This window comes from Agromyces intestinalis, assembly GCF_008365295.1.
Lineage (GTDB): Bacteria > Actinomycetota > Actinomycetes > Actinomycetales > Microbacteriaceae > Agromyces > Agromyces intestinalis.
On record NZ_CP043505.1, the window covers coordinates 2930964 to 2957194 of the forward strand.

Here is a 26231-nt window from a genome sequence, read left to right on the forward strand (position 1 = left end):
CGGCTTGCGCCTCGGGGGCGGTACCTCGGAATCGGGTGGGAACCCGGTGGCGGTTCAGACCCGCGGCGAGTGCGTCTCGATCGCGATGATGCCCGAGCTCGGGTTCGTGGCCGACAGGTGCACGATGCTGAAGTCGCCCGGCTCGAGCAGCGCGGCGTCGTCGGCGTAGCCCGCCAACGGGGTGCCCGTCGCGAGCGCGACCTCGCGCACGATCTCGCCCATGAGCGGCCGGTGACTGCACACCACGGCGGTCTTGCCGACCCGCACCCGCTTGCCGATCACCCGGCGCACTTCGGCCTCGCCGCGTTCCCAGTCGTCCTGGCTGATGCCGGCGTCGCGCTTGATGGGCCGGCCGATCGCCGCCGAGAGGGGGGTGATCGTCGTCACGCATCGCACCGCCGGGCTGGACACGAGGCGCCGCGGCTTCCAGGCGCGCAGCATCGGCACGAGGGCCGCCGCCTGCGCGACGCCGCGGTCGGCGAGCGGCCGCGAGGCATCCGGTCCGTCCCATTTGGAGCGTTCGACGGCCTTGCCGTGCCGCAGCACGATGAGCGCGAACGTCTCGGTGACGCCCTGGTCGACCAGTGCGGCGAACGCGTCGAGGATCGCGACGTCGGGCTCGTAGGTGAGGTGCGTGCGAGCCCGCTTGATGGTGACCCACTCGAGCGCGGCGACCTCGGAGTTCGGCCGGAACGTCGAGCGCTGCACGGCCTCGTCGGTCACGTGCGCCGCCCAGTAGTGCACGACCTTCGTGCGCCCGCTCGGCATCTTGTAGCGCGACACTCCGATCGGCACGCCCAGGGCGACGTCGAGCCCGGTCTCTTCGGCGATCTCGCGCACCGCGGTCTGCGGCAGGGTCTCGCCGGGGTCGACCTTGCCCTTGGGGATGGTGACGTCCCCGTACACCGTGCGGTGGATGACGAGCACGTGGATCCGTCCGTCGATCACCCGCCAGCAGACGGCGCCGGCCGCGAAGACCGCCGTCTCGACCGCCCGCGTCACCGGCGGATCCCCGGGCGGACCCGATGCGCGGTCTGCTGCATCAGTGTGTTCTGCAGGTCGTCGAGCGGATGCCCCGCCGCATCGCTCGAGTGGCGCACCCAGGTGCCGTCGCTGTCGAGGTGCCAGGAACTCGTGCGCTCGTCCATCGCGAGGTCGAAGAACCCCTCGACCTCGCGCAGGTGATCGGGGTCGGTGAGCCGCACCAGCGCCTCGACCCGGCGATCGAGGTTGCGGTGCATCATGTCGGCCGAGCCGATGTAGACCTGCGGCTCGCCGCCGCCGGCGAACGAGAAGATCCGGGAGTGCTCGAGGTACCGCCCGAGGATCGACCGCACCCGGATGTTCTCGCTGAGACCCTCGATACCGGGCCGCAGGCTGCAGATGCCTCGCACCCACACCTCGACCGGCACGCCGGCGTTCGACGCCCGGTACAGCGCGTCGATGATGGCCTCGTCGACCATCGAGTTCACCTTGATGCGGATGCGGGCGGGCTTGCCCTCGCGCGCGTTCTGCGCCTCCTGCGCGATGAGCTTGAGCAGCCCCTTGCGCAGGTGCAGCGGTGCGACCAGCAGCCGCTTGAACTTCTTCTCGATCGCGTACCCGCTCAGCTCGTTGAAGAGGCGCGTGAGGTCTTTGCCGACCTGGTCGTCGGCCGTGAGCAGGCCCAGGTCTTCGTAGATGCGGCTCGTCTTCGGGTTGTAGTTGCCGGTGCCGATGTGGCTGTAGTGCCGCAGCCGGCCCTGCTCCTGCCGGATCACGAGCGCGAGCTTGCAGTGCGTCTTCAGCCCGACCAGCCCGTACACGACGTGAACGCCCGCCTTCTCGAGCTTGCGCGCCCACGTGATGTTCGCCGCCTCGTCGAACCTGGCCTTGATCTCGACGAGCGCGAGCACCTGCTTGCCCGACTCGGCGGCGTCGATGAGCGCCTCGACGATGGGGCTGTCGCCCGACGTGCGGTACAGCGTCTGCTTGATCGCCAGCACGTGCGGATCGGCGGCGGCCTGTTCGAGGAACGCCTGCACGCTCGTCGCGAATGACTCGTAGGGGTGGTGCAGCAGCACGTCCTTGCGGGCCACGGCGGCGAAGATGTCGGCCTGCTGGTTCGGCTCGCCGGGCAGCAGCTGGGCGTTGGTCGTCGGCACCTGGGTCGGGTAGTGCAGTTCGGGCCGGTCGATCCGCGACAGGTCGAACAGCCCGCCGAGGTCGAGCGGCGCGGGCAGCCGGAACACCTCTTGATCGGAGATGTCGAGCTCGCGCACGAGCAGTTCGAGGGTCACATCGTCCATGTCGTCGGAGACTTCGAGCCGGATGGGCGGACCGAACCTGCGTCGCAGCAGCTCCTTCTCGAGCGCCTTGATGAGGTTCTCGGTCTCGTCCTCCTCGATCTCGACGTCTTCATTCCGCGTGACCCGGAACACGTGGTGATCGAGCACCTCCATGCCGGGGAAGAGGTCGCCGAGGTGGTTCGAGATGAGCTCTTCCAGCGCGATGTAGCGGGCGTCGTCGACCGTCTCGTCGGCGCTGACCTGCACGAACCGAGGCAGCATCTGCGGCACCTTCACTCGGGCGAACTCGACCCGGCCGGTGCGGCTGTTGCGCACCCGCACCGAGAGATTGAGCGACAGGCCCGAGATGTAGGGGAACGGATGCGCCGGGTCGACCGCGAGCGGCATCAGCACCGGGAAGATCTGGCTCGCGAAGAACTCGGCGAGGTGCGTGCGCTCGGCCGCGCCCAGCTCGTCCCACGAGACGACGCGGATGCCGGCCTCGGCGAGGGCGGGCTTCACGAGCTCTTGGTAGACGCGGGCGTGACGCTCCTGCAGCTCGTGCGCGGCGCGCGAGATATCGCTGAGCACGTCGGCGGGTGCGCGGCCGACGTTCGTCGGCACCGCGAGGCCCGTGACGATGCGGCGCTTCAGCCCGGCGACCCGCACCATGAAGAATTCGTCGAGATTCGACGCGAAGATCGCGAGGAAGTTGGCGCGCTCGAGCACGGGCTGGCGCGGGTCCTCGGCGAGCTCGAGCACGCGCTGGTTGAACGCGAGCCAGCTCAGCTCGCGGTCGAGGTAGCGCTCGGCGGGCAGTTCGGGCGCGCCCTCGACGTCGAACGGTTCGAAGTCGTCGTCGAAGTCGCTCGAGGTGCGGTCGGCGTCGAGGGTGTCGGTCATCCCCACATCATGCCACCGGGGTGCGACGGCGCGATGGCCGATTCGCAACGGGCACGGCACGTGCGGATGTCGCGTGGGGCGGCCGGACGGGCGGTTCGAGAGGCGGCGATCGGGTGTCGCGTCAGCCCGGTGCGGTGACCGTCGGCTGCTCGTCCTCCTCGTGCACGTTGAACCGGTAGCCGACGTTGCGCACGGTGCCGATCAGGCTCTCGAGGTCGCCGAGCTTGGCGCGCAGCCGCCGCACGTGCACGTCGACGGTGCGGGTCCCGCCGAAGTAGTCGTACCCCCACACCTCGCTGAGCAACTGCTCGCGCGTGAACACGCGCGACGGGTGGGCGGCGAGGAACCGCAGCAGCTCGAACTCCTTGTACGTGAGGTCGAGGGGCTTGCCGTGCACCTTCGCCGAGTAGCTGGCCTCGTCGATGACGACGCCAGAGGTCTGGATGCGCTCGCTCGGCCGGTTCGACTGGGCGCGCCCGATCGCGAGCCGGATGCGCGCGTCGACCTCGGCGGGGCCCGCCGTCTCGAGCACGACGTCGTCGACGCCCCAGTCGGCCGTGACGGCGGTGAGCCCGCCCTCGGTGACGATGAGCAGCAGCGGCGAGGAGAGGCCGGTGGTACCGAGGATCTGCGAGAGCGCCTTCGCGCCGGCGAGGTTGGTGCGCGCGTCGAGCATGACGAGGTCGGCCTCGGGAGCGCGCACGAGCTGGTCGGGCGATGCGGGAATGATCCGCACGCGATGGGTCAAGAGAGACAGAGCCGGGAGGACGTCTTCGTCGGCCGCCGGCGACAGGATCAGCAGCTGCGCCACGCACACCCTCCAGTAGTAAGGTGCCGACCATACTACGGGACGCGTGCTCTCGCGCGTCGGAAACGGACGTGACATGACGCAGCAGCGTGCGCATGCGGGTTGGTCGGGCATCGTGCTGGTCTGGGCGATCGCGGTGGCCGGGTCGGTCGTCGTGCTCGCATTGGCGGCCGGCGGAGCCGGGTTCGATGCGGCGGATGACGCGTGGCCGACGGTGTACACGGCCCTCGGCGTGGTGTTCGCCGCGGCCGTACTGGTCACCCTGGTCGTGCAGCTCGCCACGCGCCGACCCGAGGGCTTCGTGAGCCGGGCGAGTGCGTCGGTCGGGGGAGCGGCGGCGGTCGTCGGCGTCGCGGCGCTCGCGGCCATCCCCTTCGCCTGACGACTCGGCGTAGACTCGAAGCATGTCCGATCTCCTCGCCCTCGAACTCCTCTTCATCGGCCTGCTCGGTCTCGCGAGCCTGGCCATCGCGTGGATCAGCGGCGTCGTGGTCTACAAGCTCTTCAAGGGCCAGCGCTAGGCGCACCGTGATCGAGCTTCCCGTCGATCTTCCGGCCGAGCTCGTCCCGCTCTCGTGGCTCATCGGAGTCTGGGAGGGGTCGGGCGTCATCGACTACAAGATCGGCGACGAGTCGGTCACGCACGAGTTCGGGCAGCGGGTGAGCTTCAGCCACGACGGGCTGCCGCACCTCAACTACACGTCGTACACGTGGCTGTTCCCCGACGATGAGGGCGGCGATCCCACGCCGCTGGCCACCGAGACCGGCTACTGGCGTCTGGCCAGGCCGCTCGGCGAAGGCGACGCAGGCCCGGCGCTGCTGCCCGCGGTCGGCGACCATCCGTACCCCGACGCCGAGTCGGTCGAGCAGTTGCGCAACGACGCGGGCGGCTTCGACCTCGAGGTCTCGATCGTGCACCCGGGCGGGGTGAGCGAGCTCTACCTCGGTCAGGTCAAGGGCCCCCGCATCGACCTGGCGACCGACGCGGTCATGCGCACCGCCGGCGCGAAGGACTACGCCGCCGCCACCCGCCTCTACGGTCTCGTCGAAGGGCACCTGCTCTGGGCGTGGGACATCGCGGCCCTCGGGCAAGACCTGCGCACCCACGCGTCGGCCCGACTGGCGAAGGTCGACTGATGGCCGCCTCGCCGTTCCTCGGGCTCGCCGGAGCCGTCGCCGCCGACGGCGTCGACGAGGGCGTGCCCGCGCACTACGGCAACCCGCTCGTCGAGCAGCGTCGTCTCGAGGCGGGCGACGCCGTGGTCGACCTGTCGAACCGGGGAGTCGTCACGGTCACGGGGCCCGACCGACTGAGCTGGTTGCACTCGATGGCCAGTCAGGCGCTCGACCGGCTCGCCCCGGGCGAGGGCGTCGAGACCCTGCTGCTCGACGCCAACGGGCGCATCGAGCACGCCGCGCACGTCGTCGACGACGGCGAGACCACCTGGCTCGTGGCCGAGGGCTCCGAGGCATCCGGTCTGGCCGCCTTCCTCGACCGGATGCGCTTCATGCTGCGCGTCGAGGTCGCCGACCGCTCGGCCGACTTCGGCGTCCTCGCCGCCGCGACCGCCGACGCGCTCGATCGCGCGACCGGTTCGGATGCCTCCCTCAGCGCCGCACCCGACTGGGTCGACCCGTGGGCAGACCCGCGCGGCCACCGCTACGCGGCGGAGCATCCCGACTGGCGCTGGGTCGAGCGCATCGTGCCGCTCGACCGACTCGGCGAGGCGGCCCGCGCGGTCGCGTCGGGCCGCGTGCATGCCGCCGGCTCGCTGGCCGCCGAGGCGCTGCGCATCGCGGCCTGGCGTCCGCGGTTCGCGACCGAGGTCGACGAGCGGTCGATCCCGCACGAGCTCGATTGGCTGCAGAGCGCCGTCGACCTCGGCAAGGGGTGCTACCGCGGCCAGGAGACGGTGGCGAAGGTGCTGAACCTCGGCCGCCCGCCGCGCCGCCTGGTGCTGCTGCACCTCGACGGCAGCGACACCGTGCTGCCGGTCGCGGGCGAGCCGGTCGTCGCGCTGAAGGTGCGCCCAGAGCCCGAGCCGGGCGCCGAGCCCGAGCGCCGCACGGTCGGGGCGATCACCTCGAGCGCGATGCACCACGAGCTCGGCCCGATCGCGCTCGCCGTGATCAAGCGCGCGGTGCCGGCCGGCATCCCGCTCATCGTCGAGAGCCACGGCATCGACGTCGCCGCCGGCCAGCAAGAGGTGGTCCCCGCCGACGCGGGCCCCGAGGTCGACATCCCCCGGTTGCCGCGCCTCGGCGTGCGCCACTAGGTCGCGGGCGCGACCGCCGACCACGGCACCGTGAGCTCGCCGAGCCGCCACCTGCGGGTGCCTCCGGTCACGGGCCATCCGCCGCCCTGCAGCGTGCGCACCGCGGCGATCCAGCGCTGCGACGGCCCGTAGACCGACAGCGCCGCGTGCACCGCCCACGCCCGATCGAGCGCGACGAGCAGGTCGTGGATGCGCTCGCCGGGCACGTTGCGGTGGATGAGCGCCTTCGGCAGGCGCTCGGCGACGATCGAGGGCGCGGCCAGGTCGGTCAGGCGCAGGCCGATGGTGAAGGTCGAGGGGCCGGATGCCTCGAGCCCCACCCAGCTCGCGATGCGACCGAGCTCGTCGCAGGTGCCCTCCACGAGCAGGCCCGCGGGTGCGAGGCGTTCGGTCATGCGCGACCACGCGGATGCCACGTCGGCCTCGTCGTACTGGCGCAGCACGTTGAACGCGCGGATCACGCACGGCCGGCGGCCGCCCGGCGTCGGCACCTCGAACCCGCCGACCTCGAACGACACGGCGAGGTCGCCCGCGAACGGCGTGCGGCCCTCGCGCACGTCGGCCAGCTGCGCCCGGGCGGTGCGCACCCGGCCGGGGTCGATCTCGAGGCCGAGCACCTCGACGTCGGCGCGTGCGCGTCGCAGGCGGGTCGCGAGCTCGAGCGCGGTGACCCCGCTCGCGCCGTAGCCGAGGTCGACCACGAGCGGGTCGTCGGCGCGGCGCAGGGCGGGCGAGTCGGCGATCCAGCGGTCGATGCGGCGCAGGCGGTTCGTGTTCGTCGTCCCGCGCGTGATGGATCCGACCGGCATGCCCTCCAGTGTCGCAGGCCGTAGGCTGGGAACCATGCCTCACACCCTCATCCTGCTGCGCCACGGCGAGAGCGACTGGAACCAGAAGAACCTCTTCACCGGCTGGGTCGATGTCCGGCTGAGCGAGAAGGGGCGCACCGAGGCCGCTCGTGCGGGCGTGCTGCTGGCCGAGCAGGGCGTGATGCCCGACGTGCTGCACACCTCGGTGCTGACCCGTGCCATCCAGACCGCGAACCTCGCCCTCGAGGCCGCCGACCTGCTGTGGATCCCGGTCCGCCGCTCGTGGCGCCTGAACGAGCGCCACTACGGCGCGCTGCAGGGCCTCGACAAGGCGGAGACGCAGCAGAAGTACGGCAACGAGCAGTTCATGCTCTGGCGCCGGTCGTTCGACGTGCCGCCGCCGCCGCTCGACGACGATGCCGAGTGGTCGCAGGTGGGCGACCCGCGCTACACCGACCTCACCGACGACCAGATGCCGCGCACCGAGTGCCTGAAGGATGTCATCGCCCGCATGCTGCCGTACTGGCAGAGCGACATCATCCCCGACCTCGCCGCCGGCAAGACGGTGCTCGTCACGGCCCATGGCAACTCGCTGCGCGCGCTCGTCAAGCACCTCGACGGCATCGGCGACGACGACATCGCCGAGCTCAACATCCCCACCGGCATCCCGCTCGTGTACGAGCTGGGCGACGACTTCATGCCGCTCGGTCCGGGCCGCTACCTCGACCCCGAGGCCGCCGCCGCGGGCGCGGCCGCGGTCGCCGCGCAGGGCGACAAGAAGTAACCCGCAGACGCGAACGGGCCGGTCGGAGCGAATCCGACCGGCCCGTTCGCGTACTCGCTGGGAATGCAGCGCGACTGGCGTGCCCGGGAGCGCACTCAGGCGTCGTCGGGCGCCCAGTCGCCGGTGGCGAGGTAGAGCACCTTCTTCGCGATCGACACGGCATGGTCGGCGAAGCGCTCGTGGTAGCGGCTCGCGAGCGTGGCGTCGACGGTGTCGCTCGCCTCGCCCTTCCAGGTCTCGCCGAGCACCTTGTCGAACACCTGCAGGTGCAGCGCGTCGACCTTGTCGTCCTCGTCGCGGATGTACTCGGCGAGCTTCACATCCTCGGTGGTGAGCAGCTCGACGAGCCGCTGCGCGATCTCGACGTCCAGTCGGCCCATCTCGGCGAACGTGCCGCGCAGGGACTTCGGCACCACCTTGTCAGGGAACCGGTAGCGAGCGAGCTGCGCGATGTGCCGCGCGATGTCGCCCATGCGTTCGAGCGAGGCGCTGATCCGCAGCGCGCTCACCACGATGCGCAGGTCGCGCGCGACCGGCTGCTGACGCGCGAGGATCGTGATCGCCAGCTCGTCGAGCGTGATCGTCGCGTGATCGATGCGGGGGTCGTCGGCGATGACCTCCTCGGCGAGCGTCACGTCGGACTCGTTGAAGGCGCGGGTGGCCTTGTCGATCGACTCGGCGACCAGGCCGGCGATCTCGACGAGCCGATCCTGCACCTCCCGCATCTCCTGCTGGAACACCTCGCGCATATGGTCATCCTCTGTCTCTGGGGGCGTGCGCTGACACTCGGGGAAATGGCCGCTCGTCGCGCGCGGGCATGCGGGCGCGAACGGATCCCCGATCCGGCGACATCCTCCCCGCGCTGAGTGAACGGCAGGTGCCGCGCGGCTGAACTCTTCCTAACGTAGCGCCGCAAGTGGCGGGCGGCGGCGTTCGGGGCCTCGCGCGCTGGCTATCGTTGGGGGCATGGACTCGACCGGTGTGGTCGTGGCCGCGCTGGCCTTCGGCGCGTTCCTCGGCGCCGCCTTCATGATCGTGCTGCACATGGCCGAACGCCGCGGCAACCAGGCGGCGCGTGTCGTCGCACCGACCATCCCCGAGGGCGTCGAGCAGATGCTCGAGGTGCTCGACTCGGCCGGCCTGGTCGTCGATCCCTCGAACAACGTGCTGCGCGCATCGCCGGGCGCCGCCGCGCTCGGCCTGGTGCGCGAGCGCGCGCTGGTGCATCACGAGCTGCTCGAGATCGTCGCCGCCGTGCGGCGCACGGGCGATCCCGTCGCCGACGAGGTGCTGGTCGCGCGCGGGCCGTTCGGCGAGCCGACACTGCGGCTGCGCGTTCGCGCCGCCCGGCTCGGCACCCGGTTCGTGCTGCTGCTGGCCGAGGATCGCACCGAGGCGCATCGCCTCGACGAGGTGCGCCGCGATTTCGTGGCGAACATCAGCCACGAGCTGAAGACCCCGATCGCGTCGGTGAGCCTGCTCGCCGAGGCGATCGACACCGCCGCCGACGAGCCCGATCGGGTGCGCCGGTTCGCCAACCGCCTCGAGATCGAATCCGACCGGCTCGCGCGCATCACGAACGAGGTGATCGAGCTCTCGCGCCTGCAGGCCGGCGACGCGCTGCGCCCCGATGAGCTCGTCGACATCGACGAGGCCGTGCGGGTCGCGGTCGACCAGAGCCGCGTGGTGGCGCTCTCGCGCGAGATCGAGGTCGCCGTGCGCGCGAAGACCCACGCGCGGGTCTGGGGCGATCGACAGTTGCTCGTCGTCGCGATCCACAATCTCGTCGCCAACGCGATCGCCTACTCGAACGACGGCGGCAGGGTGGGCGTCGGGGTCCGGGTCGACGACGGCGTCGTCTCGATCGCGGTCACCGACCAGGGCATCGGCATCGCCGAGGCCGATCTCGACCGGGTCTTCGAGCGGTTCTACCGCGTCGACCAGGCGCGCTCGCGCGGCACCGGCGGCTCGGGCCTCGGCCTCAGCATCGTGAAGCACACCGTGCAGAACCTGGGCGGCGACGTGCGCGTGTGGTCGACTCCGGGCCGCGGCTCGACGTTCACGATCCGACTGCCGCTCGCCGAGGAGCCGACGACGGCGACGGATGCCTCGGCCGACGGCGAGCCCGGGGCATCCGAGAAGCCCGGGGCCAGCGCGAAGCGCGCGAAGCCCGAGGCATCCGCTCCCGGCCAGTCCGATCCGACCCGCGCCGCCGTCCCGGCCGCCGTCACCCATCGAGGAGAACCCGAGTGACCCGCATCCTGCTCGTCGAGGACGAGATCGCCCTCAGCGAACCGCTGACCTTCCTGCTCGAGCGAGAGGGCTACGAGGTCGAGGTCGCCGACGACGGCCGCGCCGCGGTCGAGGCCTTCGACCGCGCCGGCGCCGACCTCGTGCTGCTCGACCTGATGCTGCCCGGCCTGCCGGGCACCGAGGTGTGCCGCGAGCTCCGGCAGCGCTCGACGGTGCCGATCATCATGCTGACCGCGAAGGACAGCGAGATCGACATCGTGGTGGGCCTCGAGCTGGGCGCCGACGACTACGTCACCAAGCCGTACTCCACGCGTGAGCTGCTCGCCCGCATCCGAGCCGTCCTGCGCCGACGCGGCGAGATCCTCGACGTCGACGACGCGGTGCTCGAGGGCGGGCGGGTGCGCATGGACGTCGATCGGCACACGGTCGAGGTCGACGGATCGCCGGTGCCGATGCCGCTGAAGGAGTTCGAGCTGCTCGAGCTGCTGATGCGCAACCCCGGGCGCGTGCTCACGCGCGGGCAGCTCATCGACCGGGTCTGGGGCTCCGACTACTTCGGCGACACCAAGACGCTCGACGTGCACATCAAGCGCATCCGCTCGAAGATCGAGATCACCCCGTCCGAGCCGGTGCAGCTCGTGACGGTGCGCGGGCTCGGCTACCGCTTCGAGGGCTGAGCCCGGGTCAGCGGGCTACGGCAGCAGGTGGCGGTACTCGGGCAGTCGGCCGTCGAGAACCGGAACCTGCACCTCGACGCCCTCGGCGCCGTCGGTCGCGAGAAAGAGCTCGGCGAGCCCGCCGGGCGCGGCGCGCACGCCGGTGAGCAGCAGCGGCTCCTCCTCGACGCCGAGCACGACCTGGCCGCCGGCCGGCACCTCGACCGACTCGGACTCGCCCGCGACCAGCCCCACCTCGAGGTCTGCGTCGGTGTCGCCGTGGTTCGACACGGTGAAGACCACGTTGGCGTCCTGCCCGTCGTCGTCCTTCACGATCAGGAGGTTGCGCACCTCGAGGTCTCCGACGCTCGCGCGGACACCGTCGCTCGCGTCGTACTTCTCGGTCGTCGCCTGGTAGGTGACCAGCGTGCATCCGGAGCCGCCGACGGCGACAGCGAGAGCCAGGGCGACGGATGCCACGAGACGCGCCTTCACAGAACCTCCAAAGCGAGCGTGCGCACGCCACCGACCGATCGTCGGGCGCGCGGGGATCGTCATGATCCTAGCGCACGCGGCCCCCTCGCTCAGGGCGGGAGAACCTTAGCAGGTCGGTGCTGTGGTACTCTATATGTTGCCGAAAGGACTCCTATTCATGCTGTTTGAGGTTGGCGAGACCGTGGTCTACCCGCACCACGGGGCCGCAACGATCACCGAAGTGAAGAAGCGCATCATCAAGGGTGAAGAGAAGCTCTACCTCAAGCTGAACGTCACGCAAGGCGACCTCGTCATCGAGGTTCCGGCTGAGAACGTCGACCTGGTCGGCGTGCGCGACGTCATCGGCAAGGAGGGCCTCGACAAGGTGTTCGAGGTGCTGCGTGCGCCGTTCACCGAAGAGCCCACCAACTGGTCACGCCGTTACAAGGCGAACCTCGAGAAGCTCGCTTCGGGTGATGTCATCAAGGTGTCCGAGGTCGTGCGCGACCTCTGGCGCCGCGACCAGGATCGCGGGCTGTCCGCGGGCGAGAAGCGCATGCTCGCGAAGGCGCGTCAGATCTTGATCTCCGAGCTCGCGCTCGCCGAGAAGACCGACGAAGAGCAGGCGTCCGGCCTGCTCGACGAGGTGCTCGCGTCCTGACGCGAATCCACGATCGACGAGCGTAGCCCCGCCCTCGGCGGGGCTACGCTCGTTTCGTGGAGCAGTCGACCGTCGCCGTCATCGTCGTCGCCGCGGGCAGCGGCATCCGACTCGGGCGTCCCGAGCCGAAGGCGTTCGTGCCGCTCGGCGATCTGACGATCCTCGAGGTCGCCCTCGAACCCGTGTTCGGCATGCGCGAGACGCCTCACGTCGTCGTCGTCGTGCCCGGTGAGCGGGTCGACGACGCCCGCGACATCGTCGCCCGCGCGGCGCGAGCGGCCGACTCGCCGTTCGACGTGGTGTCGGGCGGTGAGACCCGCCAGGCGTCCGTCGCCCGGGGTCTGGCGGTGCTGCCGCACGTGGTCGACACCGTGCTCGTGCACGATGCGGCGCGTCCGCTCACCCCGTCGCTGGTGTTCGACGAGGTCGTGGCGGCCGTGCGCTCCCGCGGGCACGGCGTGGTTCCCGCGCTCGACGTCGTCGACACGATCAAGCGGGTCGAGGGCGGCCGGGTGCTCGACACGGTCGATCGCACCACGCTCGCCGCGGTGCAGACCCCGCAGGGCTTCCCGCGCGAGGCGCTCGACCGGGCCTACGCAGTCGCGTCGGCCGAGTTCACCGACGACGCCGCGCTCGCGCAGGCCGCAGGCGTACCCGTCGACGTCGTGCACGGCGACGCGCGGTCGTTCAAGATCACCGTTCCCGCTGACCTGCGCCGTGCCGAGCAGGTCGTGCGCGCGGCATCCGCGGTGTCCGTGGCATCCGAGGAGGCATCCGTGGCATCCGACGCATCCGGCCGGGCCGAAGCGCCCGCCGCACCGCGCGTGGGCACCGGCACCGACGTGCACGGCTTCAGCGACGACCCGGCGACACCGCTGTGGGTCGCGGGGCTGGAGTGGCCGGGCGAGCGCGGGCTCGCCGGGCACAGCGACGGGGATGTCGCGGGGCACGCGATCGTCGACGCGCTGCTGTCGGCCGCGGGCCTCGGCGACATCGGCGGCATGGCGGGAGTCGACGATCCGGCGTTCGCGGGCGCGCACGCCGAGGTGTTCCTCGCCGAGGCGCGCCGGCGTGTCGAAGCCGCCGGATTCCGCATCGGCAACGTCGCCGTGCAGGTGATCGGCAATCGGCCCAAGCTCGCGCCGCGGCGCATCGAGGCCGAACGAGTGCTGAGCCGGGTGCTCGGCGCCCCGGTGGCCGTGAGCGCCACGACGACCGACGGGCTCGGGCTCACCGGCCGCGGCGAGGGAATCGCCGCGATCGCGACGGCGCTGCTCGTACCGGCCGGCTGAACCGAGCGGCACGCCCGCCGGTAGTCTTGAGCGGTGAGTATCCGCCTGTACGACACCAAGGCTCAGTCGCTGCGTGACTTCGTGCCCCTCCATGAGGGACGCGTCGGCATGTACGTCTGCGGTCCGACCGTGCAGTCGAGTCCGCACATCGGCCATCTCCGCAGCGCCCTCGTCTACGACCTGCTGCGCCGCTGGTTCGCGCACCGCGGCTACGACGTGACGTTCGTGCGCAACGTCACCGACATCGACGACAAGATCCTCGATGCGGTCACCGGCGAGGAGTGGTGGGCGCTCGCGTACCGCGTCGAACTCGAGTTCACCGCCGGGTATGCCGCGCTCGGCATCATGCCGCCGACGTACGAGCCCCGGGCGACGGCGAGCGTCATGCAGATGCAGGAGCTCATCGCGGCGCTCGTCGAGCGCGGCCACGCGTACCCTGCGGCGGATGACTCGGGCGACGTGTACTTCGACACCTCGAGCTGGCCGACCTACGGCGAGCTGACGCGGCAGTCGCGCGACCGCATGGAGCCCGCCGCCGACGCCGACCCCCGTGGCAAGCGCGACCCGCGCGACTTCGCCCTCTGGAAGGGCCGCAAGGCCGACGAACCCGAGTCGGCGGCGTGGCCGTCGCCGTGGGGCGATGGTCGGCCCGGCTGGCACATCGAGTGCTCGGCGATGTCGCGCCGGTACCTGGGCGACGAGTTCGACCTGCACGGCGGCGGTCTCGACCTGCGGTTCCCGCACCACGAGAACGAACTCGCCCAATCGACCGCGGCCGGGCTCGGCTTCGCCAGGTACTGGGTGCACAACGGGCTCGTGAATGTCGGCGGCCAGAAGATGTCGAAGTCGCTCGGCAACTCGGTGTACGCCGCAGAGCTGCTGTCGCTGGCGTCGCCGCTCGCGGTGCGGTATTTCCTCGGGGCGGCGCACTACCGGTCGACGCTCGACTACACGCCGACCTCGCTCGCCGAGGCCGAGGCTGCGGTGGATCGCATCCGCACGTTCCTCGCGCGCGTCGAGCGACGACTCGCCGGAACCCGCTTCGCCGGGCAGGGCGCTCCGGTCGTCCCCGAGGCGTTCGGCGACGCGATGGACGACGATCTCGGCGTGCCGCAGGCGCTCGCCGTGCTGCACGAGACCGTCCGCGCCGGCAATCAGGCCCTCGACGCCGAAGACCTGCCCGCGGCGGCCGACGCGCACGGCCAGGTCATCGCCATGGCCGGCGTGCTCGGCATCGATCCGCGCGATGACCACTGGCGATCGGATGACGCGGGGCCCGCGTCATCCGCCCTGGCCGCCCTCGTGGCGCGACTCCTCGACGATCGCCGCGCCGCGCGCGAGGCGAAGGACTGGAGCGCCGCCGACCGAATCCGCGCCGAGCTCACCGCAGCCGGCATCAGCATCGAGGACACCTCGACCGGAACGCATTGGAGCCTCGAATCATGAAGGGCAGCAGCGGCAAGCCGCGCAGCGGAGCCGTCCGCAAGGGCGGCCACAACAAGCAGGTCGGCACGGGCGGCCACGGGCGCAAGGCGCTCGAGGGCAAGGGCCCCACTCCCAAGGCCGAAGACCGCGCCTGGCACAAGGCGGGCAAGGCGAAGGCCGCGCGTGAGCGCTACGCGGCCGCGGGCGGCAAGGGCGCGCCCGGCCAGCGGGGCAAGTCGGTCGCCGGCGCACCGCGCGGGGCGACGGGTGCGTCGCGCCGCGCCAAGACGGGCGACGAGTCCGAGATCGTGACGGGCCGCAACTCGGTCGTCGAGGCGCTGCGCACCCGAATCCCCGCCACCACGCTCTACCTCGCGAGCCGCATCGAGATGGACGACCGGGTGAAGGAGGCGTCGAAGATCGCCACCAACCGTGGCATCCCGATCCTCGAGGTCACCAGGCCCGAGCTCGACCGGCTCGCCGGAGAGGGCGCCGTGCACCAGGGCATCGCGCTCAAGGTCCCGCCGTACGAGTACGCGCACCCGATCGAGCTGCTCGACGAGGTGCTCGCGCGCGACGAGCCGCCGCTGTTCGTCGCGCTCGACGGCATCACCGACGCGCGCAACCTCGGCGCGATCATCCGCTCGACCGCTGCGTTCGGCGGGCACGGCGTGATCGTGCCGCAGCGCCGCTCGGTGGGCGTGAACGCCGGCGCGTGGAAGACCTCGGCCGGCGCGGCCGCGCGCATCCCGGTCGCGATGGCGCCGAACCTCACCCAGACGCTGAAGGCGATGCAGCAGCGCGGCCTGTTCGTGCTCGGGCTCGACGGCGACGGCGACGTGTCGCTGCCCGGTCTCGACTTCGCCGACCGGCCGATCGTGATCGTCGTCGGCAGCGAGGGCAAGGGGCTGTCGCGCCTGGTCACCGAGACCTGCGATGCCGTCGTGTCGATCCCGATCTCGTCGGCGACCGAGTCGCTGAACGCCGGCATCGCCGCGTCGGTCACGCTCTACGAGATCGCGAGGCTGCGGGCCGCGCAGGCCTGATCGGGGCGCGCGCGGCTTTCGCGCGCCCGGCTTCGCGCGCCCGGCTAGACCTTCGCGCGCCAGTCGTCCTCGTCGTCGGCATCGATGACGGGGATGGCGGCCGTGTCGAGCGGCACCACGGGCACCACAGCGGTGATCGCCTCAGTCGGCGGGCCGATGACCGTCGCCTCGTCGCGGCGGTGGCGCAGCACGGTGTTGACGTAGCTCGCGACGGCCTCGGCGAGCGGGATGTCGTGCCCCGCCTGCTGCGCCAGGAACCAGCGGTGTTCGAGCAGCTGGTGGAACACCTCGGCCGGCTCGAGCTTGCGTCGCAGGTCGGCCGGGATCGCCCGCACGACGGGCTCGAACACCCGCATGAGCCACTCGTGGGCGACCATCTCTTCATCGAGGTCGGCCTTGCCGTACGCGGCGCGGTACGAGTCGAGGTCGTTGAGCAGGCGACGCGCCTGGTTCTCACCGGCGTCGAGGCCCGTGAGCCGCAGCAGCCGGCGCTGGTGGTGGCCGGCATCGACGACCTTCGGCTGGATGCGCACGGTGGTGCCCGAGTCATCCGTCTTGATCGCGAGCTCCTCGATGTCGAACCCGAGGTCGTTCAGGCGCTGCACGCGCTCGTTGATGCGCCACCGTTCGGTGCTCGCGAACGACTCGGAACCCGTGAGCTCGGTCCACAGCTTGCGGTAGGCGTCGACGATGCCGTTCGAGATGTTCACCGGATCGAGCTCGTCGGCGACCCTGCCGCCGGCCTCGAGGTCGAGCAGCTCGCCCGCGATGTTCACCCGGGCGATCTCGAGGTCGTTCTCACGCTGGCCGTTCGACAGGCCGCCCTCGTAGAGCTTGCCTGTCTCGGCGTCGACGAGGTACGCGGCGAACGCGCCCGCATCGCGTCGGAAGAGGGTGTTCGACAGCGACACGTCGCCCCAGAAGAACCCGACGATGTGCAGGCGCACGAGCAGCACTGCGAGCGCGTCGACCAGGCGGGTTGCCGTGTCGGGGCGCAGCGTCTGCGAGAACAGGGCGCGATAGGGGAGCGAGAAGCGCAGGTGCCGGGTGACGAGCACGGGCTTCAGCGTCTCGCCCTCGTCGTCGGTGCGGTTCGTGATGACCGCGACCGGCTCGACGCACGGGACCTCGAGCCGCTGGAGCGTGCGCAGCATCTCGTACTCGCCGCGTGCCATCTCGGCGGTGGTCTCCTTGATCGCCACGACATGCCCCCCGAGGTGCGCGAAGCGCACCAGGTGTCGGGAGATGCCCTTCGGCAGCGCGGCGATCGCCTCGCTCGGCCACGACTCGAGCGGAAGGTCCCAGGGGAGGTCGAGCAGGGCGGGGTCGGCCATGGCCGACGTGATCGAGAGTGAGCCGCTCATACGGGTTCAGCGTATCTCGAAACGGCGATGCCGGCCGGGCCGCAGCCCGACCGGCATCGCCGTTCGATTCGCCTGATCGAAAGGATCAGTGCACGATCGCCTTCTTGTTGATGCGCTCGCCCGACTCGGGCTCGAAGACGTGCACGTGGTTCGGCAGCGCCGTGAGGTACACCGTGTCGCCCGCGAACGGGTGGATGCGGCCGTCGACGCGCGCGACGATGTCGGTGCGCTTGCCCTCGATGTCGGAGTGGCCGTAGAGGTAGCCGTCGGCGCCGAGCTCTTCCACGAGGTCGACGACGACCTTGAGGCCCTCGCCCTCGGTCGTGGAGACCTGGATGTCCTCGGGGCGCACGCCGATGGTGACCTGCTGCGTGGATGCCTCGCTGAGCACGTCGCGCTCGACCGGCACGATCGCGGTGCCGAAGCGGATGCCGCCCTCGGCCAGGTCGGCCTGGAACAGGTTCATCGCGGGCGAGCCGATGAAGCCCGCGACGAAGACGTTGTTCGGCTTCTCGTAGAGGTCGCGCGGGGTGCCGACCTGCTGGAGCACGCCGTCCTTCAGGACCGCGATGCGGTCGCCCATGGTGAGCGCCTCGGTCTGGTCGTGGGTGACGTAGACCGTGGTGACGCCGAGCCGGCGGGTCAGCGACGCGATCTGGCTGCGCGTCTGCACGCGCAGCTTCGCGTCGAGGTTCGACAGCGGCTCGTCCATGAGGAAGACCTGGGGGCTGCGCACGATCGCGCGGCCCATCGCCACGCGCTGGCGCTGGCCGCCCGAGAGGGCCTTCGGCTTGCGGCTGAGGTAGGGCTCGAGGTCGAGGAGCTTGGCCGCCTCGAGCACGCGCTGGGCCCGCTCCTCTTTGCCGACGCCGGCGATCTTGAGCGCGAAGCCCATGTTCTCGGCCACGGTCATGTGGGGGTAGAGCGCGTAGTTCTGGAAGACCATCGCGATGTCGCGGTCCTTCGGGGGCACGTCGGTGACGTTGCGGTCGCCGATGAAGATGTTGCCCTCGTTGACCTCTTCGAGGCCGGCGAGCATGCGGAGCGAGGTCGACTTGCCGCAGCCCGAGGGCCCGACGAGGACCAGGAACTCGCCGTCGGCGATCTCGAGGTCGAGCTTGTCGACGGCCGGGCGGGTGCCGCCCGGGTACAGGCGCGTGGCCTTGTCGAACGTGACTGATGCCATGTCGTGCTTCTCCTTCACCGGCAGGTACGTGCCGGACGATCCGTTGTGAATGGAATGCGTCGTCGTCGACGCCTCCTCAGTATGTCACGCGGCGAGGCATGCTCAGACACGGGCGAAGCGGGCGGGGATCCCCGCATCCCTTGGCGGATTCACAGCCAGCCTTCCTACTATCGTGGGTGCGTTCGCATGCATCAGCGCGCGCCCACACAGCCACCCGGAGATCATCGATGAGCAACGGCGGTTCCACGCAGCCTCGCCCCACCCGAAACGAACGCAGAGACGCGGCCAGAGAGAAGGCCCGACTCCTCCGCGAGGAGCAGAAGAAGCGCGAGCGGCGCAACAAGATCCTGATCCAGGGCGGCGTCATCGTCGCGGTGCTGGTGATCGCCGCGGTCATCGGCCTCGCGATCTTCAACAGCGTGAAGCCCGCGGGCCCCGGCCCCCGCAACATGGCGAGCGACGGCATCGTGCTCACCGGCGTCGACGGCACGATCACGGCCGTCGAGACGCCCGCGATCCCGGCCGGTGGCGAGCCCACGCCCACCGTGCAGGACGACAGCGGCAACGTGGCGAACATCGTGACCTACGTCGACTACCTGTGCCCCTACTGCGGCCAGTTCGAGACCACGAACTCCGACACGCTGCGCACGCTCGTCGAGGAGGGCGCGGCGACCCTCGAGGTGCACCCGATCGCGATGCTCATCAACAAGTCGGCGGGCACCCAGTACTCGCTGCGCGCGGCGAATGCCGCGGCCTGCGTGGCCGACCTCTCGCCCGACGCGTTCTTCGACTTCAACGCGCTGCTGTTCGAGAACCAGCCCGAGGAGGGCTCGAGCGGTCTCACCAACGACGAGCTGAAGCAGCTCGCGAACCAGGCGGGCGCGAGCTCGGGCGTGAACGCGTGCGTCGACGAGACCAGGTTCAAGGCGTGGGTCAACGACTCGACGACCCGGGCGCTGACCCAGCCGGTGCCGAACTCCGAGCTGCCGGCCGTGCAGGGCACGCCGACGGTGCTCGTGAACGGCAAGCTCTACCAGGGGTCGCTCGACGACCCGAACGAGTTCCAGCTGTTCGTCTCGCAGGCCGCGAGCGAGAGCTACACCGAGTCGACGCCCGCGCCTACTGAGACGCCGGCGCCGACCGAGACCCCGACGGAGTGACGTCGGTCGGCTGATGACGCTGCGAAGGGCGGGGCCTGACGGCCCCGCCCTTCGCGTCCGCCCGGATGGGGTCGCGTCCGCCCGATAGGATGCCGGTGAGGCATCTCTCGCCGGCTTGGCGCAATTGGTAGCGCACCGCTCTTGTAAAGCGGTGGTTGCGGGTTCGAGTCCCGCAGCCGGCTCTTGAACGACGAATCACGGCACCGCGCCCCGCTCTGGGTGGCGCTCGTCGCCGCAGCCGCGTGCGGTGCGCTCATGTCGGTGCAGTCGCGCATCAACGGCGAGCTCGGCCGCCGCCTCGACGACGGCTTCACCGCCGCGGCGATCTCGTTCGGCACGGGCCTGGTGCTCCTCGCCGTCGCGCTCGCGATCTCGCCTCGCGGTCGTGCCGGGTTCGGCGGGGTCGGTCGCGCGCTGCGCGAGCGCACCCTCTCGTGGTGGATGCTGCTCGGCGGTCTGGCCGGCGCGTTCCTCGTGCTGAGCCAGGGGCTCACCGCGGCGCTGCTCGGCGTCGCGCTGTTCACGGTCGCGATCGTCGCCGGGCAGACCGTGAGCGGGCTGGTCATCGACCTGATCGGGCTCGGGCCCGGCGGCCGGCATCCGATCACCGGGCCGCGCGTGGTCGGCGCCTCGCTCGCCCTCGCGGCGGTCACGATCGCGGTCTCGGCGCAGCTCACCGCCGGCGTCGAGATCTGGTGGGTGCTCATGCCGCTGATCGCGGGACTGGGCACGGGCTGGCAGCAGGCGGTGAACGGGCGAGTCCGGGTCGCCGCGTCGAGCGCGCTGACATCGACGTTCCTGAATTTCGTGTCCGGCACGGTCGTGCTCGTGATCGCGGCGGTCGTGCACGTGGCGGTCGCGGGTCCGCCCGAGGCGTTCCCGGCCGAGCCCTGGCTCTATGTCGGCGGTGCACTCGGCTGTGTGTTCATCGCCGGCACCGCGGTGATCGTGCGCCGTACCGGCGTGCTGCTGCTCAGCCTCGCGACGATCGCGGGTCAGCTCGCGTCGGCGCTCGCGCTCGACCTGCTGTTGCCGGTTCCCGGCCGCCATGTGGATGCCGCGACCACGGTGGGCACGCTCCTTGCGTTCATCGCCGTCGTGGTCGCGAGCGGGCGCCCGTCGTTCCTGCGGCTCGGGTTCAGGCGAGGGTCGTGAACACCGCGGCGGCGTCGATCGGGCGCCGCCGCACCCGGCTCGCCCCCTCGGGCACTCCGCCGACGTAGAGCCAGCCGAGCAGGTGCTCGTCGGCCGCGAGGTGGTGCACTGCGGCGACGGGCGCGGAGCGGATGTGCGGCCCGGTGCGCCAGATCACGCCCCACCCGGCTTCGTCGAGGAGCAGGCTGAGGGTGTGCGCGACGCCGGCGGCGGCCGCGTCCTGCTCCCAGCCGGGCACCTTCGGATGCTCGCGGCGGCGCGCCGCCACCGCCAGCAGCAGCGGTGCGCGCAGCGGCTTGGCGGAGAGGGCGGCGCGTTCGTCGCCGACCAGCCCGGCCGCGTCGGCGAGGGCGTCGCCAAGCCGGGCCCGGGCGTCGCCGCGGAGGGCGATCACCCGCCAGGGCTGGAGTGCGGCATGGTCGGCGACGGTTCCCGCGGCCGACAGGAGCCGCAGCACCTCGTCGTCGTCGGGTGCCGCCGCGGTCACCTTCGCGACGGAGCGGCGGCGTGTGACCGCCTCGAACGCACCGGTCGCGGTCGTCACCGGCGTGGCGACCCCGGTCACGACTCGGGCGAGAACCCGAGTGCGATCGAGTTCATGCAGTAGCGGTCGCCGGTGGGGGTGCCGAACCCGTCGGGGAAGACATGGCCCAGGTGCGACCCGCACCGTGCGCAGCGCACCTCGGTGCGCACCATACCGAGCGAGGTGTCCTCGATCAGCTCGACCGCCTCGGGCCGCACCGACTCGTAGAAGCTCGGCCACCCGCAGCCCGAGTCGAACTTCGTGCCGCTCTGGAACAGTTCGGCGCCGCACGCCGCACAGGTGTAGATGCCGGCACGGTGCTCGTCGAGCAGCTCGCCAGTCCAGGCACGCTCGGTGGCGGCCTCGCGGAGCACGGCGTACTGCTCGGGGGCGAGCTCGGCACGCCACTGCTCGTCACTGCGCTGGACGTCGTAGGTCATCTCGGATCCCTTTCTCGCGGCGGAACCTCCGCCGTCGCCGCGGCCGGAGTATCCCCATGCGAGCCTAACCGCGCCCCGCGTGCACTCCGCCGATGGGTGCAACACTGTTGCGGCGCTTCCTGTTCCGAGAGGCGCGCCCGCGTTCCGGCGCACACGCCGGGCGGCTCGGGTCGCTCCCAGCCGGCTCATGCCTAGGATGTGCTGCAGGCGGGGCATCCGTTCCGTCGTCGAGGGAGGCGAGCATGCACGGTGCGCCGCGCACCGAGGTCGACGAACCCGGCACGGGCCGATCCGAGGCACCCGCCGGCATCGCCCTCGACGAGCGGGGTCGGCGCATCCTGGCGTTCGAGCATCGCGTGTTCCGCGACGAGGGGGCGAAGGCCGAGGCCATCCGCGCCGAGTTCGAGCTCTCGGCTCCTCGCTACTATCGGATCCTCGGGGAGCTGATCTCCTCGCCCGACGCTCTTCGGCACGACCCGATGCTCGTCAAGCGACTGCTCCGGTTGCGCGATGCGCGCCGCGCGGCCCGCCTGGCTCGCACGCCGACCCTCGGCCGGCCGCTCGACTGAGCCGCCCGCCCCGACCGACAGGACCGACACCACCACATGGCGCAGAAGTTCCCCCGCGACCGATTCGACACCGTGCCGCACGGCATCGAGCGTGTGGGTGCGCACCGGGCTCCGAGTCGGCGCGCATCGGGCTGGATCGCGTTCGGCTGGGCCGCCCTCGCGACCGTGGTGCTCGCGGGCATCGGCATCTGGGGCGTCGTCTCGCTCGGCGACCGTATCGACGCGAGCGGCCAGTCGACCTCGACGCCCGAGCCCACCGCCACCGCCGAGCCCACCATCGCGCCTGATCAGCCCGTCACGGTGTTGAACGGCACCACCGTGAGCGGTCTGGCCGCCCAGGCCGCCGAGACACTGCAGGCGGCGGCCATCCCCGTCGGCGGAACCGCGAACGCGAGCGAGAACGATCTCACCGAGACGTACGTGTACTACGCGACGCCCGAACTCGAGGGCGCGGCGCGCGGCGTCGCTCAGGCGATCTCCGAGGCCGACGTCCGCTACGACGCGAAGTTCGCCGAGATCGGCACACCGCTCGTGCTCGTCGTGGGCTCCGATTTCGCGGCGGCGGTCGGCGCCGCAGGCTGACCCGACCCGGCGTCGTCTGCGGGGAGCGACGCTGCGAGGCATCCTGCACGCTCTGGCGCCCGGCTGAGGCCGAATCGTTGCCATTCTGCGACAATTCCGGCCTCGCACCCTCTTGTGCCCGCCGGTTGCACGATGTCTGAATGGGAATTGGTCGCTCATCCCGTGTGGAACACCCGGCGTCGCCCGGCGCCATGTCAGCACGAAAGGGGGGCCCGGTACAGGCGACAGGCACGTGCTGACACACACTGCAATACATGGGAGCAACGCATGGCGAACGGAACCGTCAAGTGGTTCAACGCTGAAAAGGGATACGGGTTCATCACCGTCGACGGTGGCGGCCAGGACGTCTTCGTCCACTACTCCGCGATCGACATGTCCGGCTACAAGGTCCTCGAAGAGGGCCAGCAGGTCCAGTTCGAGGTCGGCTCGGGCGCGAAGGGCCCGCAGGCGGAGTCGGTCCGTCCGGTCTGATTCCCGCGTTCCGGAGCGCGTCGCCCCTCGACCGGGCGGCGCGCTCCGTCGTGTTCGGAGGGGCGTCGCGGATGCCTCGCCGGATGCCTCGTCCGCCGCCCGGGCGCGGCGTGTCGGAGCCGTGGTCGGCCGGCCGGGCGGGGCGCCGCCGCTAGCATGACGCCATGGGACGCGACCGGGGGGTGCGCCGCTTCGGTGCCGCACTGCTGATCTGCGCGGTCGGGATCGGGCTCCTGTCGTGTTCGGGCCCGACCGATCCGCTTCCGACCGAGACGCCGACGCCGACGCGCGCGCGCCCCGCCTCCGACATCGTGCCCGTGCCCATCGCGTACGCTCCGCTGCGCGGCACCCTCGCGGACGGCGCCGCACTGGCGCATCCGTCGATCGGGGTGAAGATCGACAACCACGAGGAGGCGCGCCCGCAGATCGCGCTGAACCGCAGCGACATCGCGTTCGAGGAACTCGTCGAGGGAGGAATCACCAGGTACGCGGTGGTGTGGCACGCGGACGTTCCCGACGAGGTCGGCCCGGTGCGGTCGATCCGGCCGATGGACCCCGACATCCTCACGCCGTTCGGCGGGCCGGTGGCGTACTCGGGCGGGCAGGACGTCTTCGTCGAGATGATGATGTCGACGGGCCTGCCGAACCTCGTCTTCGACTACGACGAGACGGGACTCTTCTACCGGGCCGACGATCGCCCCGGCCCGCACGACGTGATCCTGCTCGCGAAGGAGGGCGTCGGCCGGTATCTCGAGCTCGGGCCACCGCCGACGCAGTTCGTGTTCGGCGGCACCGACCCGCTCGCCGACCCCGCCTACGCCGCCCAGCCGACGTCGCACATCGCGTTGGTGTTCTCAGATGCGCGATTCCCGTCGTGGGACTGGGATGCGGCGACCGGCGCGTGGCTGCGCTCGCAGGAGGGAGTGCCTGAAAGCGAGGCGTCGGGCGAGCGCGTGCGGGCGACGAACGTGGTGACGCTGCGCGTCGGGATCGACTGGTCGTGGGGCGAGGTGCCGCGCACGGTGCTCGACGGCGGCGGCGAGGCGTGGGTGTCGGCGGCCGGTCGCACCGCGCACGGCACCTGGTCGAAGGCGTCGCGCGAAGCGCCCATCGTGCTCACCGCCGACGACGGTACGCCCCTGCGGCTGGCTCCCGGCAATACGTGGGTCGAGCTGGTGCCGAACGAGGGCGGCGTCACCTTCGCGCCCTGAGCGAACTGCGGGCCCGGATGCCTCGCGGCGCCGTCGTGCGCGCTTGCACTCGTCGAGGGCGAGTGCCAGAATCGTCTTTAGCACTCGGTCGTTTCGAGTGCTAACACCATTCTTCAGACGTCCGGGAAGGGACGAGAGAAACACATGGCAAAGATCATCGCTTTCGACGAGGAGGCCCGCCGCGGGCTCGAGCGTGGACTCAACCAGCTCGCCGACGCGGTCAAGGTGACCCTCGGCCCGCGCGGCCGCAACGTCGTGCTCGAGAAGAAGTGGGGCGCCCCCACCATCACGAACGACGGCGTGTCGATCGCCAAGGAGATCGAGCTCGACGACCCGTACGAGAAGATCGGCGCGGAGCTCGTCAAGGAGGTCGCGAAGAAGACCGACGACGTCGCGGGTGACGGCACCACGACCTCGGTCGTGCTCGCCCAGGCGCTCGTGCGCGAGGGCCTGCGCAACGTCGCGGCCGGCGCCGACCCCATCTCGCTGAAGCGCGGCATCGAGAAGGCCGTCGCGGCCGTCTCGGAGGAGCTCCTCGCCGCCGCCAAGGAGATCGAGACGAAGGAAGAGATCGCCGCCACCGCGTCGATCTCGGCCGCCGACCCCCAGATCGGCGAGATCATCGCCGAGGCGATCGACAAGGTCGGCAAGGAGGGCGTCGTCACCGTCGAGGAGTCGAACACGTTCGGCACCGAGCTCGAGCTCACCGAGGGCATGCGCTTCGACAAGGGCTACCTGTCGGCGTACTTTGTGACCGACCCCGAGCGCCAGGAGGCGGTGTTCGAAGACCCGTACATCCTCATCGCGAACTCCAAGATCTCGAACATCAAGGACCTGCTGCCGATCGTCGACAAGGTCATCCAGACCGGCAAGCAGCTGCTGATCATCGCCGAGGACGTCGACGGCGAGGCGCTGGCGACCCTGATCGTCAACAAGGTGCGCGGCATCTTCAAGTCGGTCGCGGTCAAGGCTCCCGGCTTCGGCGACCGCCGCAAGGCGCAGCTCCAGGACATCGCCATCCTCACCGGTGGCCAGGTCATCTCGGAGGAGCTCGGCCTCAAGCTCGAGAACGTCACCCTCGACCTGCTCGGCCAGGCTCGCAAGGTCGTCATCACCAAGGACGAGACCACCATCGTCGAGGGCGCGGGCGACCCCGAGCAGATCGCCGGCCGCGTGGCCCAGATCCGCCAGGAGATCGAGAACACCGACTCCGACTACGACCGCGAGAAGCTGCAGGAGCGCCTCGCCAAGCTCGCGGGCGGCGTGGCCGTCATCAAGGCGGGTGCGGCGACCGAGGTCGAGCTCAAGGAGCGCAAGCACCGCATCGAGGACGCCGTGCGCAACGCGAAGGCGGCCGTCGAGGAGGGCATCGTCGCCGGTGGCGGCGTCGCGCTCATCCAGGCCGGCGCGAAGGCGTTCCCGAAGCTCGAGCTGGTCGGCGACGAGGCGACCGGTGCGAACATCGTCAAGGTCGCCATCGAGGCCCCGCTCAAGCAGATCGCCCTCAACGCGGGCCTCGAGCCGGGTGTCGTGGCGAACAAGGTCTCCGAGCTGCCCGACGGTCACGGCCTGAACGCCGCGACCGGCGAGTACGGCGACCTGCTCGCGCAGGGCATCATCGACCCGGCCAAGGTCACCCGCTCGGCGCTGCAGAACGCCGCGTCGATCGCCGGCCTGTTCCTCACCACCGAGGCGGTCGTGGCCGACAAGCCCGAGAAGACCCCGGCTCCGGTCGGCGACCCCACGGGTGGCATGGACTTCTGAGTCCGGCTCTCTTCCTCGGAACCCAGGGCGAAGGGCGTCTCCTGCGGGAGGCGCCCTTCGTCGTGCCGCGGCGATCGTGCGCCCATTCGCGCCTCGGCCGACCGCACCGTCCGCGGGCGTGATCGAATCGTTGTCCGGCGCGATCCGCCCGG

General features: G+C 71.0%; 27 protein-coding genes and 1 tRNA gene. 18 read left to right on the top strand and 10 right to left on the bottom strand.

The window, feature by feature from the left end:
• Positions 1 to 54: 54 nt before the first annotated feature.
• The 3 genes from FLP10_RS13295 to FLP10_RS13305 all read right to left on the bottom strand — a co-directional run bounded on the left by FLP10_RS13295 (position 55) and on the right by FLP10_RS13305 (position 3981).
• Complete coding sequence (locus tag FLP10_RS13295; RefSeq protein WP_149161306.1) at positions 55 to 1002, bottom strand: NUDIX hydrolase; 948 nt, start codon at positions 1000 to 1002, stop codon at positions 55 to 57.
• Complete coding sequence (locus FLP10_RS13300; RefSeq protein ID WP_149161307.1) at positions 999 to 3170, bottom strand: RNA degradosome polyphosphate kinase; 2172 nt, start codon at positions 3168 to 3170, stop codon at positions 999 to 1001. Before FLP10_RS13300 ends, FLP10_RS13295 begins: the two co-directional genes overlap by 4 nt.
• Positions 3171 to 3291: 121 nt before the next feature.
• The gene (locus FLP10_RS13305; protein WP_149161308.1) at positions 3292 to 3981 is read right to left on the bottom strand and encodes a response regulator transcription factor; all 690 of its coding nucleotides are present in this window, start codon (positions 3979 to 3981) and stop codon (positions 3292 to 3294) included.
• Between the two features lie 73 nt (positions 3982 to 4054).
• Between FLP10_RS13305 and FLP10_RS13310 the strand changes: the two genes are divergently transcribed.
• The 3 genes from FLP10_RS13310 to ygfZ all read left to right on the top strand — a co-directional run bounded on the left by FLP10_RS13310 (position 4055) and on the right by ygfZ (position 6254).
• Positions 4055 to 4360, top strand: a complete 306-nt coding sequence (locus FLP10_RS13310; protein ID WP_149161309.1) for a hypothetical protein — start codon at positions 4055 to 4057, stop codon at positions 4358 to 4360.
• Between the two features lie 146 nt (positions 4361 to 4506).
• Positions 4507 to 5115 (top strand): nitrobindin family protein, encoded by a 609-nt coding sequence (locus FLP10_RS13315; RefSeq protein WP_149161310.1) that lies wholly within the window; start codon positions 4507 to 4509, stop codon positions 5113 to 5115.
• On the top strand, positions 5115 to 6254 hold the full coding sequence (gene ygfZ / locus FLP10_RS13320; protein ID WP_149161311.1) for a CAF17-like 4Fe-4S cluster assembly/insertion protein YgfZ: 1140 nt from the start codon (positions 5115 to 5117) through the stop codon (positions 6252 to 6254). Before FLP10_RS13315 ends, ygfZ begins: the two co-directional genes overlap by 1 nt.
• On the opposite strand, the gene FLP10_RS13325 is transcribed toward ygfZ, so the two are convergent.
• Positions 6251 to 7063, bottom strand: coding sequence for a class I SAM-dependent methyltransferase (locus tag FLP10_RS13325; RefSeq protein ID WP_149161312.1), 813 nt, complete (start codon positions 7061 to 7063; stop codon positions 6251 to 6253). The genes ygfZ and FLP10_RS13325 overlap by 4 nt on opposite strands.
• A gap of 34 nt (positions 7064 to 7097) precedes the next feature.
• Between FLP10_RS13325 and FLP10_RS13330 the strand changes: the two genes are divergently transcribed.
• Positions 7098 to 7847: a phosphoglyceromutase gene (locus tag FLP10_RS13330; RefSeq protein ID WP_149161313.1), complete on the top strand. Its 750-nt coding sequence runs from the start codon at positions 7098 to 7100 to the stop codon at positions 7845 to 7847.
• Positions 7848 to 7942: 95 nt separating this feature from the next.
• Here the strand turns inward: FLP10_RS13330 and phoU are convergent, their stop codons facing one another.
• The gene (gene phoU / locus FLP10_RS13335; RefSeq protein ID WP_149161314.1) at positions 7943 to 8596 is read right to left on the bottom strand and encodes a phosphate signaling complex protein PhoU; all 654 of its coding nucleotides are present in this window, start codon (positions 8594 to 8596) and stop codon (positions 7943 to 7945) included.
• Between the two features lie 217 nt (positions 8597 to 8813).
• On the opposite strand from phoU, the gene FLP10_RS13340 reads away from it, so the two are divergent.
• Positions 8814 to 10100 (top strand): sensor histidine kinase, encoded by a 1287-nt coding sequence (locus tag FLP10_RS13340; protein WP_149161315.1) that lies wholly within the window; start codon positions 8814 to 8816, stop codon positions 10098 to 10100.
• A complete protein-coding gene (locus FLP10_RS13345; RefSeq protein ID WP_149161316.1) occupies positions 10097 to 10777 on the top strand; it encodes a response regulator transcription factor in 681 nt (226 codons plus the stop codon). The genes FLP10_RS13340 and FLP10_RS13345 overlap by 4 nt, the downstream gene beginning before the upstream one ends.
• A 15-nt stretch (positions 10778 to 10792) precedes the next feature.
• Here the strand turns inward: FLP10_RS13345 and FLP10_RS13350 are convergent, their stop codons facing one another.
• On the bottom strand, positions 10793 to 11236 hold the full coding sequence (locus FLP10_RS13350; RefSeq protein WP_149161317.1) for a DNA modification methylase: 444 nt from the start codon (positions 11234 to 11236) through the stop codon (positions 10793 to 10795).
• Positions 11237 to 11408: 172 nt separating this feature from the next.
• Here FLP10_RS13350 and FLP10_RS13355 point away from each other — a divergent pair, with 172 nt between their 5' ends.
• Genes FLP10_RS13355 through rlmB form a run of 4 tightly spaced genes read left to right on the top strand, consistent with a single transcriptional unit; the run spans position 11409 to position 15654 of the window.
• Positions 11409 to 11891: a CarD family transcriptional regulator gene (locus FLP10_RS13355; RefSeq protein WP_149161318.1), complete on the top strand. Its 483-nt coding sequence runs from the start codon at positions 11409 to 11411 to the stop codon at positions 11889 to 11891.
• A 56-nt stretch (positions 11892 to 11947) separates the two neighbouring features.
• Positions 11948 to 13183, top strand: coding sequence for a 2-C-methyl-D-erythritol 4-phosphate cytidylyltransferase (ispD, locus tag FLP10_RS13360; protein ID WP_149161319.1), 1236 nt, complete (start codon positions 11948 to 11950; stop codon positions 13181 to 13183).
• 33 nt (positions 13184 to 13216) lie between these two features.
• The gene (cysS, locus tag FLP10_RS13365) at positions 13217 to 14629 is read left to right on the top strand and encodes a cysteine--tRNA ligase (RefSeq protein WP_149161320.1); all 1413 of its coding nucleotides are present in this window, start codon (positions 13217 to 13219) and stop codon (positions 14627 to 14629) included.
• Complete coding sequence (rlmB, locus tag FLP10_RS13370; RefSeq protein ID WP_149161321.1) at positions 14626 to 15654, top strand: 23S rRNA (guanosine(2251)-2'-O)-methyltransferase RlmB; 1029 nt, start codon at positions 14626 to 14628, stop codon at positions 15652 to 15654. Before cysS ends, rlmB begins: the two co-directional genes overlap by 4 nt.
• Before the next feature lie 44 nt (positions 15655 to 15698).
• Here rlmB and FLP10_RS13375 read toward each other — a convergent pair whose 3' ends face one another.
• The gene (locus FLP10_RS13375) at positions 15699 to 17018 is read right to left on the bottom strand and encodes a DUF4032 domain-containing protein (protein WP_149161322.1); all 1320 of its coding nucleotides are present in this window, start codon (positions 17016 to 17018) and stop codon (positions 15699 to 15701) included.
• Positions 17019 to 17103: 85 nt separating this feature from the next.
• Entirely contained in the window at positions 17104 to 18204 is a 1101-nt protein-coding gene (locus FLP10_RS13380; protein WP_149161323.1) for an ABC transporter ATP-binding protein, read from the bottom strand.
• A 227-nt stretch (positions 18205 to 18431) separates the two neighbouring features.
• On the opposite strand from FLP10_RS13380, the gene FLP10_RS13385 reads away from it, so the two are divergent.
• The 3 genes from FLP10_RS13385 to FLP10_RS13395 all read left to right on the top strand — a co-directional run bounded on the left by FLP10_RS13385 (position 18432) and on the right by FLP10_RS13395 (position 20519).
• On the top strand, positions 18432 to 19364 hold the full coding sequence (locus tag FLP10_RS13385) for a DsbA family protein (protein ID WP_149161324.1): 933 nt from the start codon (positions 18432 to 18434) through the stop codon (positions 19362 to 19364).
• Between the two features lie 109 nt (positions 19365 to 19473).
• A tRNA-Thr gene (locus FLP10_RS13390) sits at positions 19474 to 19546 on the top strand.
• A 1-nt stretch (position 19547) separates the two neighbouring features.
• Complete coding sequence (locus tag FLP10_RS13395; protein ID WP_246150025.1) at positions 19548 to 20519, top strand: DMT family transporter; 972 nt, start codon at positions 19548 to 19550, stop codon at positions 20517 to 20519.
• On the opposite strand, the gene FLP10_RS13400 is transcribed toward FLP10_RS13395, so the two are convergent.
• Positions 20503 to 21084, bottom strand: coding sequence for a nitroreductase family protein (locus tag FLP10_RS13400; protein ID WP_246150026.1), 582 nt, complete (start codon positions 21082 to 21084; stop codon positions 20503 to 20505). The two genes, FLP10_RS13395 and FLP10_RS13400, sit on opposite strands and share 17 nt — an antisense overlap.
• Positions 21081 to 21482: a peptide-methionine (R)-S-oxide reductase MsrB gene (msrB, locus tag FLP10_RS13405; protein WP_149161325.1), complete on the bottom strand. Its 402-nt coding sequence runs from the start codon at positions 21480 to 21482 to the stop codon at positions 21081 to 21083. Before msrB ends, FLP10_RS13400 begins: the two co-directional genes overlap by 4 nt.
• Positions 21483 to 21724: 242 nt before the next feature.
• Here msrB and FLP10_RS13410 point away from each other — a divergent pair, with 242 nt between their 5' ends.
• The 5 genes from FLP10_RS13410 (at position 21725) to groL (ending at position 26079) form a co-directional block, all read left to right on the top strand.
• Positions 21725 to 22051 (top strand): DUF3263 domain-containing protein, encoded by a 327-nt coding sequence (locus FLP10_RS13410; protein WP_149161326.1) that lies wholly within the window; start codon positions 21725 to 21727, stop codon positions 22049 to 22051.
• 36 nt (positions 22052 to 22087) lie between these two features.
• On the top strand, positions 22088 to 22633 hold the full coding sequence (locus tag FLP10_RS13415) for a LytR C-terminal domain-containing protein (protein WP_149161327.1): 546 nt from the start codon (positions 22088 to 22090) through the stop codon (positions 22631 to 22633).
• Between the two features lie 267 nt (positions 22634 to 22900).
• Positions 22901 to 23104, top strand: a complete 204-nt coding sequence (locus FLP10_RS13420) for a cold-shock protein (protein WP_149161328.1) — start codon at positions 22901 to 22903, stop codon at positions 23102 to 23104.
• A gap of 164 nt (positions 23105 to 23268) precedes the next feature.
• On the top strand, positions 23269 to 24315 hold the full coding sequence (locus tag FLP10_RS13425; RefSeq protein ID WP_149161329.1) for a DUF3048 domain-containing protein: 1047 nt from the start codon (positions 23269 to 23271) through the stop codon (positions 24313 to 24315).
• 144 nt (positions 24316 to 24459) lie between these two features.
• On the top strand, positions 24460 to 26079 hold the full coding sequence (gene groL, locus FLP10_RS13430; protein ID WP_149161330.1) for a chaperonin GroEL: 1620 nt from the start codon (positions 24460 to 24462) through the stop codon (positions 26077 to 26079).
• Positions 26080 to 26231: the final 152 nt, after the last annotated feature.

Coding starts and splice junctions, on each gene's coding strand:
- FLP10_RS13385 (WP_149161324.1), top strand. CDS start 18,432: ATGAGCAACGGCGGTTCCACGCAGCCTCGCCCCACCCGAAACGAACGC.
- FLP10_RS13330 (WP_149161313.1), top strand. CDS start 7,098: ATGCCTCACACCCTCATCCTGCTGCGCCACGGCGAGAGCGACTGGAAC.
- FLP10_RS13340 (WP_149161315.1), top strand. CDS start 8,814: ATGGACTCGACCGGTGTGGTCGTGGCCGCGCTGGCCTTCGGCGCGTTC.
- phoU (WP_149161314.1), bottom strand. CDS start 8,596: ATGCGCGAGGTGTTCCAGCAGGAGATGCGGGAGGTGCAGGATCGGCTC.
- FLP10_RS13380 (WP_149161323.1), bottom strand. CDS start 18,204: ATGGCATCAGTCACGTTCGACAAGGCCACGCGCCTGTACCCGGGCGGC.
- FLP10_RS13325 (WP_149161312.1), bottom strand. CDS start 7,063: ATGCCGGTCGGATCCATCACGCGCGGGACGACGAACACGAACCGCCTG.
- FLP10_RS13300 (WP_149161307.1), bottom strand. CDS start 3,170: ATGACCGACACCCTCGACGCCGACCGCACCTCGAGCGACTTCGACGAC.
- FLP10_RS13355 (WP_149161318.1), top strand. CDS start 11,409: ATGCTGTTTGAGGTTGGCGAGACCGTGGTCTACCCGCACCACGGGGCC.
- FLP10_RS13375 (WP_149161322.1), bottom strand. CDS start 17,018: ATGAGCGGCTCACTCTCGATCACGTCGGCCATGGCCGACCCCGCCCTG.
- groL (WP_149161330.1), top strand. CDS start 24,460: ATGGCAAAGATCATCGCTTTCGACGAGGAGGCCCGCCGCGGGCTCGAG.
- ygfZ (WP_149161311.1), top strand. CDS start 5,115: ATGGCCGCCTCGCCGTTCCTCGGGCTCGCCGGAGCCGTCGCCGCCGAC.
- FLP10_RS13425 (WP_149161329.1), top strand. CDS start 23,269: ATGGGACGCGACCGGGGGGTGCGCCGCTTCGGTGCCGCACTGCTGATC.
- FLP10_RS13415 (WP_149161327.1), top strand. CDS start 22,088: ATGGCGCAGAAGTTCCCCCGCGACCGATTCGACACCGTGCCGCACGGC.
- FLP10_RS13410 (WP_149161326.1), top strand. CDS start 21,725: ATGCACGGTGCGCCGCGCACCGAGGTCGACGAACCCGGCACGGGCCGA.
- msrB (WP_149161325.1), bottom strand. CDS start 21,482: ATGACCTACGACGTCCAGCGCAGTGACGAGCAGTGGCGTGCCGAGCTC.
- FLP10_RS13310 (WP_149161309.1), top strand. CDS start 4,055: ATGACGCAGCAGCGTGCGCATGCGGGTTGGTCGGGCATCGTGCTGGTC.
- FLP10_RS13420 (WP_149161328.1), top strand. CDS start 22,901: ATGGCGAACGGAACCGTCAAGTGGTTCAACGCTGAAAAGGGATACGGG.
- rlmB (WP_149161321.1), top strand. CDS start 14,626: ATGAAGGGCAGCAGCGGCAAGCCGCGCAGCGGAGCCGTCCGCAAGGGC.